This is a genomic window from Allobosea sp. LC85 (assembly GCF_000735605.1).
Lineage (GTDB): Bacteria > Pseudomonadota > Alphaproteobacteria > Rhizobiales > Beijerinckiaceae > Allobosea.
This window is the reverse complement of sequence record NZ_JPKG01000056.1, coordinates 46,419-61,211: the sequence shown is the minus strand read 5'-3', so window position 1 is coordinate 61,211 and position 14,793 is coordinate 46,419. Positions and strand designations below refer to the sequence as shown.

General features: G+C 63.0%; 13 protein-coding genes. 10 read left to right on the top strand and 3 right to left on the bottom strand.

The genetic code is table 11. The features are described from left to right. Window positions 1–21 precede the first annotated feature (21 nt). The 5 genes from FG93_RS24800 to FG93_RS24780 are packed head-to-tail and all read left to right on the top strand — an operon-like array spanning window position 22 to window position 5,420. Window positions 22–1,620 (top strand): ABC transporter substrate-binding protein, encoded by a 1,599-nt coding sequence (locus FG93_RS24800; protein WP_043239816.1) that lies wholly within the window; start codon window positions 22–24, stop codon window positions 1,618–1,620. An 11-nt stretch (window positions 1,621–1,631) separates the two neighbouring features. Next, window positions 1,632–2,567 carry an ABC transporter permease gene (locus tag FG93_RS24795; protein ID WP_043239814.1) on the top strand — a complete coding sequence of 312 codons (936 nt, stop codon included), beginning with the start codon at window positions 1,632–1,634 and terminating at the stop codon, window positions 2,565–2,567. Next, window positions 2,567–3,448: an ABC transporter permease gene (locus FG93_RS24790; RefSeq protein WP_043239813.1), complete on the top strand. Its 882-nt coding sequence runs from the start codon at window positions 2,567–2,569 to the stop codon at window positions 3,446–3,448. Before FG93_RS24795 ends, FG93_RS24790 begins: the two co-directional genes overlap by 1 nt. Then, window positions 3,445–4,431, top strand: coding sequence for an ABC transporter ATP-binding protein (locus FG93_RS24785; protein ID WP_043239811.1), 987 nt, complete (start codon window positions 3,445–3,447; stop codon window positions 4,429–4,431). Before FG93_RS24790 ends, FG93_RS24785 begins: the two co-directional genes overlap by 4 nt. Then, the gene (locus FG93_RS24780) at window positions 4,428–5,420 is read left to right on the top strand and encodes an ABC transporter ATP-binding protein (protein ID WP_043239809.1); all 993 of its coding nucleotides are present in this window, start codon (window positions 4,428–4,430) and stop codon (window positions 5,418–5,420) included. The genes FG93_RS24785 and FG93_RS24780 overlap by 4 nt, the downstream gene beginning before the upstream one ends. A 511-nt stretch (window positions 5,421–5,931) precedes the next feature. On the opposite strand, the gene FG93_RS24775 is transcribed toward FG93_RS24780, so the two are convergent. The 3 genes from FG93_RS24775 to FG93_RS24765 form a co-directional block, all read right to left on the bottom strand. Then, window positions 5,932–7,029: a TRAP transporter substrate-binding protein gene (locus FG93_RS24775; RefSeq protein ID WP_043239807.1), complete on the bottom strand. Its 1,098-nt coding sequence runs from the start codon at window positions 7,027–7,029 to the stop codon at window positions 5,932–5,934. A 135-nt stretch (window positions 7,030–7,164) separates the two neighbouring features. Beyond that, window positions 7,165–8,061, bottom strand: a complete 897-nt coding sequence (locus FG93_RS24770; RefSeq protein ID WP_043239805.1) for a ketopantoate reductase family protein — start codon at window positions 8,059–8,061, stop codon at window positions 7,165–7,167. After that, the gene (locus tag FG93_RS24765; RefSeq protein ID WP_052514165.1) at window positions 8,058–9,221 is read right to left on the bottom strand and encodes an alpha-hydroxy acid oxidase; all 1,164 of its coding nucleotides are present in this window, start codon (window positions 9,219–9,221) and stop codon (window positions 8,058–8,060) included. The genes FG93_RS24770 and FG93_RS24765 overlap by 4 nt, the downstream gene beginning before the upstream one ends. A 553-nt stretch (window positions 9,222–9,774) precedes the next feature. Here FG93_RS24765 and FG93_RS24760 point away from each other — a divergent pair. From FG93_RS24760 to FG93_RS24740, 5 genes are read left to right on the top strand one after another with little or no spacing between them, the layout of a single operon-like run. After that, entirely contained in the window at window positions 9,775–10,815 is a 1,041-nt protein-coding gene (locus FG93_RS24760; RefSeq protein ID WP_043239804.1) for an ABC transporter ATP-binding protein, read from the top strand. A 55-nt stretch (window positions 10,816–10,870) separates the two neighbouring features. After that, window positions 10,871–12,160 carry an ABC transporter substrate-binding protein gene (locus FG93_RS24755; RefSeq protein WP_043239927.1) on the top strand — a complete coding sequence of 430 codons (1,290 nt, stop codon included), beginning with the start codon at window positions 10,871–10,873 and terminating at the stop codon, window positions 12,158–12,160. 2 nt (window positions 12,161–12,162) lie between these two features. Beyond that, window positions 12,163–13,041, top strand: a complete 879-nt coding sequence (locus FG93_RS24750) for a carbohydrate ABC transporter permease (RefSeq protein WP_043239802.1) — start codon at window positions 12,163–12,165, stop codon at window positions 13,039–13,041. Beyond that, entirely contained in the window at window positions 13,038–13,904 is an 867-nt protein-coding gene (locus tag FG93_RS24745) for a carbohydrate ABC transporter permease (RefSeq protein WP_081881829.1), read from the top strand. The genes FG93_RS24750 and FG93_RS24745 overlap by 4 nt, the downstream gene beginning before the upstream one ends. Next, window positions 13,904–14,749, top strand: a complete 846-nt coding sequence (locus FG93_RS24740) for an endonuclease/exonuclease/phosphatase family protein (protein ID WP_052514164.1) — start codon at window positions 13,904–13,906, stop codon at window positions 14,747–14,749. The genes FG93_RS24745 and FG93_RS24740 overlap by 1 nt, the downstream gene beginning before the upstream one ends. Window positions 14,750–14,793: the final 44 nt, after the last annotated feature.

Here is a 14,793-nt window from a genome sequence, read left to right as displayed (position 1 = left end):
ACAATAAGGGAGGAAAAAACAATGAAACTATCCAGAAGAACGTTTCTCACTCACGTCTCGACGATTGCAGCGGCCGCGGCGATGGGAGCTCCCATCGCTCATGCAAAGGACGAAGCGCTCTCGATCGCCCTGGCGGCGCGTTCTCCCACGAGCATCAATCCGCAGCAGCCCGGGATGACCGGGGGCGACAACTGGGCGATTCACCAGGTGTTCGATACCCTCGTGAAATCAGACGAAGGGACATTTGCAATCCGGCCCGAGGACTTCCGCCCTAGTCTCGCCGAGAGCTGGGAAAGCTCCGAGGATGCCAAGACGTGGACATACAAGCTGCGCCGGGGTGTGCAGTTCCACAAGGGCTATGGTGAAATGACGGCTGACGATGTCGTCTTCACCTTCGCACGGCATCTCGATCCGAAGATCGTGACCAACCAGAAGCCTCTCTACTCCAATGTCGAGGCGGTCAAAGCCGTCGATCCCCACACCGTCCAGTTCACCCTCAAACGGCCCGACCCACTGTTCAACGGCAGCGTCGTGACCACCCTCGCTGCCTCGATCCTCTGCCGGAAGGCCTTCGAGGAGAAGGGTAAGGACTTCACCATGAGTCCGGTCGGGACGGGCCCATACCAGGTGGAAAGCGTCAGCCCCAGCGAAGGGATCCAATTGACGGCCTTCCCGGATCACTTCGCTGGGCCGGCGGTTACCAAGACGATCCATGTCCGCTTCATTGCCGACACGACGGCGCGAACCCTCGCCTTCGCCTCAGGCCAGGTCGACATGATCGAAGGCGTCCGGTCTCCCGGCTGGCTCCCCTCGATGCGCCAGCGCTCGGCCAGCACGATCTTCGACGCCACGGCGCCCGGCAGCTTCAACCTGCTCCACCTGAACCTGACGCGGCCGCCGCTGAACGATATCCGCGTGCGGCAGGCGATCCGCCACGCCATCAACAGCGACCAGATCGCAGCGGCATTTGCCGGTCTTGCGGTCCCGATGGTCGGGGTCATTGCTCCGCAATTTGCCGGCGCGGTCAAGAAAGCGGATCTGCCGCCTGAGCTGCAATACAACTACGATCCCAAGAAGGCCAAGGCGCTGCTGGCAGAGGCGGGGCACCCCAACGGCGTGACCATTCCCTGCTTCACCAGCCAGCGTGAGGATTATGCGGCGATCATGCTGATGCTCCAGGAGCAGCTGCGCGCCGTCGGTATCAACCTCGATCTCAAGATCATCGACCATGCGACCATGCATTCCGAGAACCGCAAGGATCGGAATTCGGTCGCTCTATACTCGTCCAGCTACCCGCCGGTGCCGACGCAGCCCTTCCTGCAGTTGCTGTCGGCCGCCGCGGACGTCAAGGCCGATGGCTCTGGAGCGGAAAACTACAGCCATTACGGTGTCGCCATTCCGGGCGTCGACGCGCTGATCGAGAAGGCTCAGGACGAGCCCGACTTCAACAGGCGCATTGCGCTCATACAGGACATCGAGAAGCAGGTTCTGCGCGATCTGCCGCTGCTGGGGATTGACACGCTCTCGTATGTCATCGCGCGCAATCCTCGTGTGAACATCGGATTCCCGGTCAAGTCTGGCTACGCCTATTGGCGTCTGAACAAAGCCAAGCGCGTCTAGGGGAGCAGACAATGCTGCCTGTCATCGGAGCAAGACTGCTCGATGCCGTGCCGACGGTTCTGCTGGTGCTGACGCTCGTGTTCATCGCGTTGCGCCTGCTCCCTGGTGACCCGGCACTCGTCGCCCTCGGCGACTATGCGACCGCGGAACAGCTTGCGCTGTTTCGCGAGCAAATGGGGCTGAATGCCCCTCTCTGGCAGCAATACTTCACCTTCATCTGGGACATGCTGACGCTCGATTTCGGTCAGTCCCTGATCGATCGAACGCCGGTGCTCAGGCTTCTTGCCGACAATCTGCCCTACACGATCGAGCTGACGCTTGTCGCGACGGGGATGGGACTGCTCGTCGGGATCCCGCTCGGGGTGGTTGCGGCTGTCAACCGCAACAAGCTCCCCGACGCCGGCGTGCGTGTGTTCTCACTCGTCGGCTACGCGATCCCCGACTTTTACCTCGGGGCGCTCTTGCTGATCGTGTTTGCCCTGACCCTCGGCTGGTTCCCGATCAATGGCGGGGGCACCGGATTTGTCGACCGCATGTACCACGTGTTCTTGCCTGCGGTGACACTCGCTATGGTCAAGACGGCGTTCCTCGGTCGGTTGACACGAACCTCCCTGCTCGAAGTCCTTGGCAAGGACTATATCCGTACGGCACGGGCGAAAGGCGCACGGGAGAACCGAGTCATCTACCGGCATGGGTTGCGCAACGCCTTGCTGCCGATCACGACCGGGCTGGGGCTTAGCCTTCTGGCGACGCTGTCGGGGTCGGTTGCTATCGAACTGGTCTTCAATCGGCCAGGCATTGGCGAAGTCCTCATCAGCGCAATCGCCAAGCGGGACTATCCGGTCATCCAGGCAGGCGTCGTGGTGTTCGCCTTCTTCGTTGTTCTGATCAACCTGCTGGTCGACCTCGCCTACATCGTGGTTGATCCCAGAATTCGGGTGAAGTGATGACACTTGCCACGGAACAGACCCATGTTCTCGCGCCGGAAGGGCCGCGCTTCGGATTGCTGCGCAGCATTATCCTGGGGCAGCCCTCCACGATTATGGCGACGATCATCATCGCCGTCTTCCTTGCCATCGCCGTTCTGGCGCCTGCAATCGCACCTTATGACCCGCTGGCGCAGAGCTATCTCGCGATCAACGCATACCCATCGGCCGAGCATTGGCTGGGAACGGATCAGTTCGGACGAGATGTGCTCTCGCGCCTGATCTTCGGGTCACGCAATTCGCTCATCTTCGGTCTGATCTCTCCGACGCTGGCGGCGATCTTCGGCACGGCGCTTGGCGTTGCGGCAGGGTACTTCGGCGGGATCATCGATCGCCTCGTCACCCGGATCATCGACCTCCTGCTGGCTTTCCCGGAGCTGCTCCTGGCCATCATGATCGCAGCCGTGCTCGGCGGCGGCTTCTGGAACGTCGTGGCGGTGATAACCATCGCGTTCGTCCCGGGCTTTGCCCGGGTGGCGCGGGCCTCGACGCTCGCGGTCAAGCAGGAACCCTATGTGGAAGCGGCCATCGCCGCGGGTGTCACCACGCCCATGATCATCGCCCGGCATGTGCTTCCGAATATCTCGGCGCCCATCGTCGTGCTGATGACGCTGTGGGTCGCATCGGCCATTCGGCTCGAGGCCTCCCTCAGTTTCCTCGGGATTGGCACCCAGCCGCCCAATCCGAGCTGGGGCAACATCATCCGCGACGGCCTGGGGAACATCTTTGGCTCCCCTTGGCCGATCATCGGAGCCGGCTTCGCCATTACGATGGTCGTCCTGGCCTTCAATCTGATCGGCGATGCAGCCCGCGACGTGCTCGATCCGGAGACCGCGCAATGACGCCACCTCTTCTGAAAGTGGAGAATCTGGCGGTCGAATTCGGGCCCAAGACCAATCCCATCCGTGCCGTCAACGGCGTGAGTTTCGAGATCGAGGCAGGCGGCGCCGTTGGCATCGTCGGCGAGTCCGGGTCGGGGAAGTCGATCACGTCCCTGTCGATCCTGCGACTGATCCCGGAGCCGCCGGGCCGGATCGTGCAGGGTCGGGTCGAGCTGAACGGGGTCAATCTCCTGGATCTGCCCCGTGCGAAAATGCCCGATATCCGCGGTCGCGACATCGCAATGATCTTTCAGGAGCCGATGAGTTCGCTCAACCCCCTGATGACCATTGGTGATCAGATCGGCGAAGCCATCATGCTCCATTCCCCGCTCGATCGCGAAGCGCGGCGCGGTCGGGTGATCGAGGTGCTCAATCTTGTAGGGATCCCCGATGCGGCCGGCCGGGTCGACGCCTATCCTCACCAGTTCTCGGGCGGGATGCGCCAACGCGTGATGATCGCGATGGCGCTCGCCTGCAATCCCAAGCTGTTGATCGCCGACGAGCCGACAACCGCGCTTGACGTCACGATCCAGGCTCAGGTGCTCGAACTGATGAAGAGGGTTCGGTCCGCGACGAACACGGCGATCCTCCTGATCTCGCACGATCTGGGTGTCATCGCCGATGTCTGCGAACGGGTGATCGTCATGTATGCCGGTCGTGTCGTGGAAGACGGCGACGTGCGATCGATTTTCCGGAGGCCAAGTCATCCCTATACGCGCGGCCTCTTGGAATCGATCCCCCACCTCAAGGACCAGCGCCGGCGCCTCTTCCAGATTCCCGGCTCGGTGCCGCTGCCGGGCACTGTCAAACAGGGTTGCCCGTTCTATTCCCGGTGTTCGCTGCGGGTGGACGAATGCGCCAGGGAAATGCCGCCGATGTTCCGCTTCGGCGAGCACCATACAGCTGCCTGCTGGGTCACAGCAGGGGCGGAGGCCGTCCAATGATCGAGCCGCTTATCCGGACCGAGAATCTCAGCAAGACCTTTGGCGAGGCCGGCAGCTTTTTCCTCAGATCGAAAGGCAGCAGTGTCCGCGCCGTAGACGGCGTGTCCTTTTCGATCAACCGTGGCGAGACCGTCGCGGTCGTCGGGGAATCCGGCTGTGGCAAGTCCACGATGGGACGGCTCCTGCTGCGCTTGATCGATGCGACGGAAGGCAGCGTCTTCTTTGAAGGTACGGACATTAACACGCTCTCGCGAAGCGAGATGCGGCAGATGCGCCGAAAGGCACAAATGGTGTTTCAAGATCCCTACGGGTCCCTGAGCCCGCGCAGGAGCATTGCCGACATCGTCGCTGAACCGCTTGAGGCCTTCGGCCTGGTTCGCAATCGACGAGAGAAACGGGAGCGGGTCGCGGAACTTCTGAATCAGGTGGGACTATCCCCCAGCTTCATGGACCGGAACCCGCGTCAGTTCTCGGGCGGCCAACGTCAGCGGATCGGCATCGCCCGGGCCATTTCGGTTGATCCAAGTTTCCTTGTGGCGGATGAGCCCGTCTCAGCCCTGGACGTCTCGGTGCAGGCGCAAATCGTCAACCTTCTGCAGGATCTGCAAGAGCAGAAGCGCTTTACGTACCTCTTCATTGCCCACGACCTCGCTGTGGTCCGTCACATCGCTGATCGGGTCATGGTCATGTATCTCGGACGCATCGTTGAGATCGGAAACAAAGAGCAGATCTATTCCGCCCCACAGCACCCCTACACCCAGGCGCTTCTGTCGGCTGCCCCTGAGCCGGACCCGGACGTCAAGGCCAAGCGTATCATTCTCGAAGGCGACGTCCCCAGCCCGACACGCGTCCCTCCAGGCTGTAGTTTCCACACCCGATGCCCCCTTGCTCAGGACATTTGCCGGGCCGAACGCCCAGCATTGCGAGAAGTGACGCCCGGCCAAAGTGCGGCGTGCCACTTTGCGCGACCGAACCCCATACCAGCCTGAACAGCGATGTGTTGCCCCTCGCCACGCATCTGCACCGCCTCAAAGCCATGGCTCATTGGAAAGCCGTGGCAGCCGTCGCAGCTTGACGCCGCTCCGGCAGAGCTAACCTTCCTCAATCCGAACCTCCCCATTTAACGTGACAATCCCCCAATCCCACCCGTTGGGCATATCGTCAGCCAGCTACCGGGAAGCGGACCTTCGTCGAGCCCGAAAGGAGCCACCTCCGCTCAAAGACGCCGGGGGCGGCATTGAGCCGGGACCGGACACGGGCTGAGCTCTGTTGGCGATCAACGCGTCGCGCGCGAGGTTTGCGGCTAGCGAATTTCTCAAATCCGCTCGAGACCTGCGATCGGCATCAGCGATCGCAGTCGCTGGATCATCGGACCGGAAATCGTATCCGGTCCGATGATCCAGCCTTGCGTGATTGCATCGGCTTTGTCCCGAAAACCGCAATCCACTTTTCGGGCCGATGCTTTAGCCGGGTGCGGATGGTCGTCCGCGCAGGAGGGTGTCAGCCGTCCGCCCAGCGCTGCTGCAGAGCGGTCACCGCCATGTAGTCGAAGGAGAAGTCCGAGATGGACCAGTAGCGCAGGCTGTCCTGCTGGAACGCCCAGAGATGGTCGTAGATCTTCTTAAAGTTCGGATTGGCGGCCGACATCTCGGCATAAAGGTCCTTGGTGATCTTGTAGCTCGCTTTGAGGATGTCGTTCGGCAGCGGCCGTAGCTGGGCGCCGCCGGCGATGAGCCGCTTCAGCGCTGCGGGATTCAGCGCGTCGTATTTGGCCTGCATGTCGTGGCCGGCGGCCATGGCGCAGGTCCTGAGCACCTTCTGATAGGCAGGCGGCAGGCTGTTCCACTTCTCCAGATTGATGAAGAAGCTTAGCTCCGCGCTGCCGTCCCAGAAGCCGGGGTAATAATAATAGGGCGCGACCTTGGCGAAGCCGAGCTTCTCGTCGTCATAGGGACCGACGAATTCGACCGCATCGAGCACGCCGCGCTCCAGGGCCGGGTAGATGTCGCCGGCGCCGAGCTGCTGCGGCACCACGCCCAGCTTCTGCAGCACGTTGCCGCCGAGCCCGCCGATGCGCATCTTCAGGCCCTGCAGGTCCGCGGCCGATTTGATCTCCTTGCGGAACCAGCCGCCCATCTGGGCGCCGGTGTTGCCGGCGGGCAGGTTGTAGATGTTGAATTTGGCGTAGAATTCGTTGAGCAGCTCGAGACCGCCGGCATGGAAGAGCCAGGCCTGCATCTGCCGGCTGTTCGGGCCCCAGGGGATCACCGTGCCGAAGGCGAAGGCGGTGTCCTTGCCCGAGTAGAAATACGAGCCGGAATGGCCCATCTCGACGGTGCCGGTCGTCACCGCATCGGCGACCTGGAGGGCTGGCACGATCTCGCCGGTGGCGAAGACCTGGATCTTGAACTTGCCATCGGTGACTGCCGCGACGGCCTCGGAGAGATGGGTGCAGGCGCCGTAGAGCGTATCGAGCGACTTCGGATAGCTCGAGGCCAACCGCCATGTGACCGACGGCGTGCCCTGCGCGATCGCCGGGGATGCAATGCCGGCGGCGGCGCCGACGCCGGCGCCTTTCAAAAAGGTCCTGCGCTTCATGGAATGCGTTTCCTGCCCGATTTTTTATTCGCCGATACCGGCTGCGGGCAGGATGGCATGGGGCATCGGCGGGCGACAATGAACGCGACTGCATGCCGGCCCAGCGGTCGATCGCCTCGCGGGCCGGCGCGGCGCTCAGGCGCGAGACCCTTCCTCCATCAGCTTGACGACCACGGTGAGCAGCCGGTTCGCCGGGGTCGCGATCCCGAGCCTTGTACCGGTTCTCGCGACATAGCCGTTGAGGTGGTCGATCTCGGTCCGCTTGCCGCGCGCGAGGTCATAGGCGGTCGAGGAGGACTGGTCCGGCATCGCCGCGGCCAGGGCCAGCACCTTGTCCAGGATGTCGTCATCGACCTCGACGCCGCTTTGTCTCGCCACCGCCAGGCATTCGGCGACGATGTCCGTCATGCAGGCGCCGACCCCTTCCACGGTCATCATCCGCCCATAGGGGAGCTGCGGGATGGCCGAGAGGGCGTTGTAGGCGCAGTTCACGATCAGCTTCGTCCAGAGCGCTCCGACGACGTTGTCGGAGATCTCGGTCTCGATGCCGGCCTGTCCGAAAACATCGACGAGCCTCGCGCTGGTTGGGCCGGGCCCGATGACGAGCTCGCCGCGTCCGTGATGCCTGACATGGCCGGGCCCTGACATCTCGGTTGCGACATAGACGGCCGTCGGGATCACCGGCCGTCCTACGACCTCCCGCAGGCGCTCGGCGTTGTCGACGCCGTTCTGCAGGCTCAGGATCGAGACTCCGGGGAGAAGATGCGGCGCGATATCGCGGCCGGCCGAAGCCGTGTCGCCGGATTTCACGCAGAAGAGGACGATCTCGGCATCGGCGACGCCGGAGGCTTTCGTGGTCGCCGCGACGGCAACGGTTTCGGTGAAGGCGCGCGTCTCCAGGACGAGGCCGCGATCGCGGATCGCCTGGACATGCTGCGGCCGCGCAATCAGCGTCACCGCATGGCCGGCCCGCGCCAGCATGGCGCCGTAATAGCAGCCGACCGCGCCGGCTCCCATGATCGCGATCTTCATTGGTTCGATCCCTGCCTGGGCCAGAGGTGGTCGCTGCCGAGCTCGGCCGGGTCGGCGCAGCCGAGATGGATCAGCGTGTTCAAGAACTCGGCGCGGAGGATGTCGATGATCGCATCGGGGCCGCGCGACAGGCCGAGCGCTGCGACCGCGAACAGGAACGGCCGACCCAGCAGGACGAAATCTGCCCCCGAAGCAAGACTGCGCGCGATGTCGTCGCCGGTCCGCACGCCGCTGTCCAGAATGAGCGTCAGCCGGTCGCTGCAGGCCTCGCGGATCGCCGGCAGGACCTCGATCGAGGCGGGCGCCGAATCGAGCTGGCGCCCGCCATGGTTGGAGACGACGATGCCGTCGGCGCCGATGCGTTCGGCCATCAATGCGTCCTGCGGATTGAGGATACCCTTGATGACCAGGTGATGCGGCCAGGCCTGGCGGATGCGCTCGATCCGCTTCCAGTCGAGGCCCGGGCAGGAGAGCTGGCGCGAGACGAATTCGGCATGGGCCAATCCGCTCAGCGAGCCCTTGTTCTCGACGAAATTCGCCATGCCCAGGCGTTCCCCGCGCAAGGCGCGCAAGCCCCAGACGGGGTGCAGCGCGACATCGAGGATCGTGCGCAGCGAAGGCCGTAGCGGGATGGCGAGGCCGTTGGTGAGATCGCGCGGACGCTTGCCCGGAACGGGGATGTCGACCGTGGCGACGAGGGTCGTGACGCCGGCCTTGAGCGCCCGCTCCATCAGGGTCGCGGCCATGGCCTCATCGGAGCCCGGATAGAGCTGGAACCAGAGATTGTCCTGCGCGATGGTGGCGATCGTCTCGATCGAGGTCGTGGCCGCCGTGGACAGGACATAGGGGATGTTCTGGGCCTTCGCCGCCCCTGCCAAAGCACGGTCGGTGCCGGGCCGGACCAGATCGGCAAAGCCCATCGGGGCGATGCCGAAGGGGGCGCTGTAGCGACGGTCGAAGATCGTCACCTCGGCATGGGCCGCCGAGCAGTCGCGCAGGGCCTGCGGCATCAGGGCGATCTGCGCGAGGCGGTCGCGGTTGCGCCCCACGGCGGTTTCGGAGCCCGCGCCGCCTTCGATGAAGTCGAAGATTGCCCGGGGCAGGCGCTTGCGGGCGCGTTCGGCGATTTGGTTCGTGCTGAAGATGCGTCCGGTCGGCACGGGTCGGGATCTCCCTCATGGCTTCAGCCTGGCCGCTGTTTCCGCGGCCCACCCACTGCGTACAGGCTGGCGCTTGATTGCAGAAGCGTCGGGACTGCAGATGCCATCGGCCTATGTCACAGGGCAGCGCATTCAGGTGGCTTCGGCAGCGCCGGGCGACACCGGCAGCGGGCCAGTTGCGCCTCGCCAACCCTGGTATTGTAAGCCAGCCGAAACATCCGCTTCCAGGCGGCCATTCAATGCCCGGACGTGGCGCAGAGTGACTTCCGGCTGCGCATGCGTCGGAGTTTAGTCTGGGCGTCGCAGCTGGCGGCGCGGGGTTGCATGAGAACCGCCTTGTCCGCAATGCCGACGAGTGGGGATTTCGCGAGTGGGGATTTCGCGAGTGGGGATTTCGCGAGTGGGGATTTCGGATGAAAAGGACAGCCCCGAATTCTGAAGGCTCTTGTGCGTAGAAAGAATTTCGCGTCATCCTCGCCACAGCCAGCTCTAAGCAATCGAAGCATTGTACGCTGGCTCAGCGCGGCACGGTCTTGGGAGAGCCGGATAACGAATGGGGTCCTTGGAACTCAGGGCTGTTTCGAAGAACTGGGGAGGCGCTGCCGCGGTCGACGACGTCACCTTCTCCGTTACGGAAGGAAATCTCGTCGCATTGCTTGGGCCGTCAGGCTGCGGCAAATCCACGACCTTGCGGCTGATCGCCGGGCTCGAGCAATGCAGCAGCGGCGCCATCGCGATCGGTGGCCAGGATGTCACAAACGCGCCGCCATCGGGCCGCGGCATCGCTATGGTCTTCCAGAACTATGCGCTGTTTCCACATCTTTCGGTTGCCGAGAACATCGCGTTCGGCCTGAAGGTCCGCAAGGTTCCGCGGGCCGAGCGCGACGACCGCCTCGCCCGCGCAGCAGAGATCCTGGGCCTCGGCGCCCTGATGGACCGCAAGCCCTCGCAACTCTCCGGCGGACAGCAGCAGCGGGTGGCACTGGGACGCGCCATCGTGGCGCAGGCTCCGGTTTGCCTCATGGACGAGCCGCTTTCGAATCTCGATGCCCAGCTGAGGGTCGAGATGCGGCGCGAAATCCGCGAGCTCCAGCAACGACTTGGCATCACCATGGTCTATGTCACGCACGATCAGGTCGAGGCGATGACGATGGCGGATCAGGTCGTTCTCATGCGCAATGGGCGCATCGAGCAGGACGCTCCGCCTGATCGGCTTTATGAGGTCCCGGCGACGATTTTCGCCGCGCGCTTCGTCGGGACGCCGCCGATGAATGTCGTTCCGCTTGCCACGCTCGCCACAAGGAGCAATGGCGATGTTTTGGTGGCGCCGCGCGGGCTGGATCCAGCTGCCGTCGCCGTCGGCGTTCGCCCGGAGAGGACGGTAATCGGTGAGCGCGGTATCGCTGCGGATGTCGTCGCAGTCGAGTATCTGGGGGCGGACACGCTGATCGAGACGCGGATCGACAGCCACCGCTTCATCGTCAGGAGGCCCGGCAAGATCCGCGCAACGCCAGGCGAGCGTGTCCATATCGAGTTGTCACACACCGATCTGCATTGGTTCGATCTCGGGAGTGAGCGCAGGCTCACCGTGTAGAGGGCCATTGAACATAAAACCAGGCAGAATGCCGGGGGAGCAGGAGAGGATCATCATGGACAGGCGAGAGTTGTTGAGCGGCGCCGCGGCGCTTGCTGGCTCGCTGGCGATAAGCAAGCCGGCATTGGCACAGTCGACGGAGATTTCGTTCTTCTATCCGGTTGCCGTTGGGGGGCCGATCACCAAGTTGATCGATGCCTATGCTGCCGGCTTCGAGAAGGAAAACCCGTCCATCAAAGTCAAGCCGATCTATGCGGGGACCTATCAGGAAACCATCGTCAAGGCGTTGACTGCGCATAAGAGCGGCACGCCGCCGGTCATCTCGGTCGTGCTTTCGACCGACATGTTCACCCTGATCGACGAAGAGGCGATCGTTCCCTTCGATCCGTTCATCAAGACAGACGATGACAAGAAGTGGCTGCGAGGCTTCTTTCCAGGCTTCATGGAGAACAGTCAGACTGGCGGGAAGACGTGGGGCATCCCGTTCCAGCGCTCCACCGTGGTCCTGTATTGGAACAAGGAGCTCTTCCGCGAAGCCGGCCTTGATCCGGAAAAGCCCCCGAAGACCTGGGCGGAGCAGTTGGAGTTCGCGCAGAAGCTGACCAAGCGCGATGCGGCAGGCAACACGACGCAATGGGGTGTCCAGATCCCGGCTTCCGGCTTTCCCTACTGGCTCTTCCAGGGGCTGACCACGCAGGCCGGCGCGATCCTTGCCAACGCCGCGGGCGACAAGACTGACTTCGCCAATCCGAATGTCATCGAGGCGCTGGAATACTGGGTCGACCTTTCCCAGAAGCACAAGGTGCATCCGCCGGGGATCGTCGAATGGGGCACGACGCCGCGCGACTTCTTCGAGCGCAAGGTGGCCATGATGTGGACCACGACGGGCAACCTGACCAATGTGCGCGCCAACGCCAAGTTCCCGTTCGGCGTGGCGGTTCTGCCTGCAGGCAAGAAGCCCGGAAGTCCCACCGGGGGAGGGAATTTCTATCTGTCCAAGAAGGCATCACCCGCGGAACAGGAAGCCGCCTTCAAGTTCATTCGCTGGATCACCACACCAGAACGCGCCGCCCAGTGGAGCATCGATACAGGCTATGTCGCCGTGACCCCTGCATCCTACGAGACGGAGGCGATGAAGAAATACGTCGCCGACTTCCCTCAGGCTCTGGTGGCCCGCGATCAGCTACCGACGGCGGTCGCTGAACTCTCGACGCATGAGAACCAGCGTGTGACCAAGGCGCTGAATGACGGCTTGCAGGCCGCCCTGACCGGCACGAAGAAGCCGGCGCAGGCGATGGCCGACGCCCAGGCAGAAGCCGAGCGCATCCTGAAGCCCTATCGCTAGCGATGACACATCGCGCGACCGCGACGATCCATGGCTGGTTGCTCTTGCTTCCAGCCATGGCCTGCCTTGCCGTCTTCACGCATTGGCCAGCTGTCGCGAGCTTCATCGACAGCTTCTACTCGACGCCCCGGGCTCGCCGCCCGGCGCGCTTCGTCGGCCTCGACAACTACCAGCAGATGATCGCGGACCCGATCTTCTGGAAGGCGATGTCGAACAACCTTTGGTTTGCCCTGGGCACCATCCCGACCTCGATCGCGCTCGCGCTGCTGATGGCGGTGTGGGTCAACGACAAGATCGTTGGGCGAACCTGGGTGCGGATGGCGTATTTCACACCGACGATCCTTCCGATGATCGCTGTGGCGAACATCTGGCTCTTCTTCTTCACTCCTCAATACGGGCTGCTCGAGCAGATCGTCGGCTTCTTCGGTGGTCGCAGTACCAATTGGCTCGGATCGCAGGACACCGCCCTCTATGCGGTCACCATCGTGGCGATCTGGAAGGAAGCCGGTTTCTTCATGATCTTCTATCTCGCCGCGCTGCAGGCCATTCCGCCGAGCCTCGGCGAAGCCGCGGCGATCGAAGGCGCTTCGCGCTGGACCTACTTCAGGCGGATACAGTTTCCGTTGCTGATGCCAACAACGCTGTTCGTCCTCATCAATTCGGTGATCAACGCCTTTCGAATGGTGGACCATATTTTCGTCATGACGCGAGGCGGGCCGGACAACGCGACCACCCTGCTGCTGTTCTATATCTATCAGGTCGGCTTCAGCTTCTGGGATACGTCCTATGCCGCGGCGCTGACCTGCATTCTTCTCGCCCTGTTGGCGATCGTCGCATTTGTGCAGTACGGCTGGCTCGAACGCAGGACCCACTATCGATGAGCGGCCCTGGCCTGCCGCAGCCCGGCGTGGTTGCACGGACCGATCCATACGCCCCGCGAGGCGGGGCGCTGACGCTCGAGTCGGTCGGCGCCATCCTGCTCGCAACGATCTGGATTTTGCCACTGGCATACACGGTCTGGGCGGCCATCCACCCGCCGGAGTACACGACCAATTTCGTCCTGGCTGCGCCGCTGACATTCGAAAACTTCACGCGCGCTTGGGCAGCCGCGCCGTTCGCTCGCTACTTCCTGAACACGATCGTCCTGGTGACCCTTATCCTGTGCTTCCAGCTGATCCTTTGCACACTGGCCGCGTATGCGCTTGCACGCCAGGAGTTCTGGGGGCGCAATCTCGCCTTCGCGCTCATCCTTGCGCAGCTGATGATCATGCCGGATGCGTTGATCGTGGAGAATTACCGTACACTCGCCCGGGTCAATTTGGTCGATACGATCACGGCTATCGCGCTTCCCTATATAGCATCGGCCTTCGGTATCTTCCTGCTACGGCAAACCTTCAAGACTGTACCGAAGGAGCTCGACGACGCCGCACGCGTCGAGGGCGCCAACCCGCTGCAAGTGCTGATGAAGGTGTATGTGCCGCTCGCCAAGCCGACCTACATCGCCTACGGCCTGGTTTCGGTGAGCTATCACTGGAACAACTTTCTCTGGCCGCTGCTGATCACGAATTCCGTGGAGGCGCGGCCGTTGACTGTGGGATTGCAGATCTTCTCGTCCAGCGATCAGGGCATTGACTGGGCGGTGATCTGTGCCGCCACGCTGATGACCTCGGCGCCACTATTGGTGGCGTTCCTGCTGTTCCAGCGACAATTCGTGCAAAGTTTCATGCGTGCCGGAATCAAGTGATGATGCGTTTGATCACCTGGAACATCCAGTGGGCGCGGGGCATCGATGGCCGCGTCGAACCCCACCGCATCATTGAACACGCCCGACAGATGGCGGATTTCGACATCCTCTGCCTGCAGGAGGTTGCTGACAATTTTCCCGATCTCGACGGCAATGACACCAGCAACCAGTTCCAGCTCTTCAGGGAATTGTTGCCGGGCTTCGTTGCGATCGAAGGCATCGGCGTCGATGTCGATGACGGAGACGGCGGCCGGAAGCGGTTTGGCAACCTGCTGTTGACCCGTTATCCGGTCGCCCAGGCATTGCGACATCTGCTGCCCTGGGAAGCGGCTGCAACCCGGAACATGCCGCGGGTCCTGATCGAGGCTATGGCGATCACGCCGGTCGGGCCGGTGCGACTCATGACGACGCATCTCGAGTACTCGTCGGCCATGCTACGGACAGCTCAGGTTCAGGGGATCAGAGAAGCGCATCGGATGGCGGTTGAGCGCCACGCGACGCCCCGCGAGGCTGGGCCGCATACCTACCGGCTGACGCCCGCCTCCGCGAGCGCGATCCTGACCGGCGACTTCAACATGCGTCCTGACGATCCGGCCCTGGACCGACTGATGGCTCCGTTCGGGAGCGAGGTTCCATCCCTCGTCGATCTGTGGCCGCAAGTGAAAGGCGAGACGCCTCACCCTCCCTCGGCGTGCCTGTTCGACCGGACCTATGGCGAGCCGAGTTGCCTCGATTATGTGTTTGCGACGCCGGACCTGGCCGCCCGCGCGCGCTCCATCACCTATGATGTCGAGACGCAAGTCTCCGATCACCAGCCGATCCTGGTCGAATTCGATCTGGATTGAACGGGAGTTGCGAGGCGCGTGGCCGTGGATGCGAGAGGCGGGCC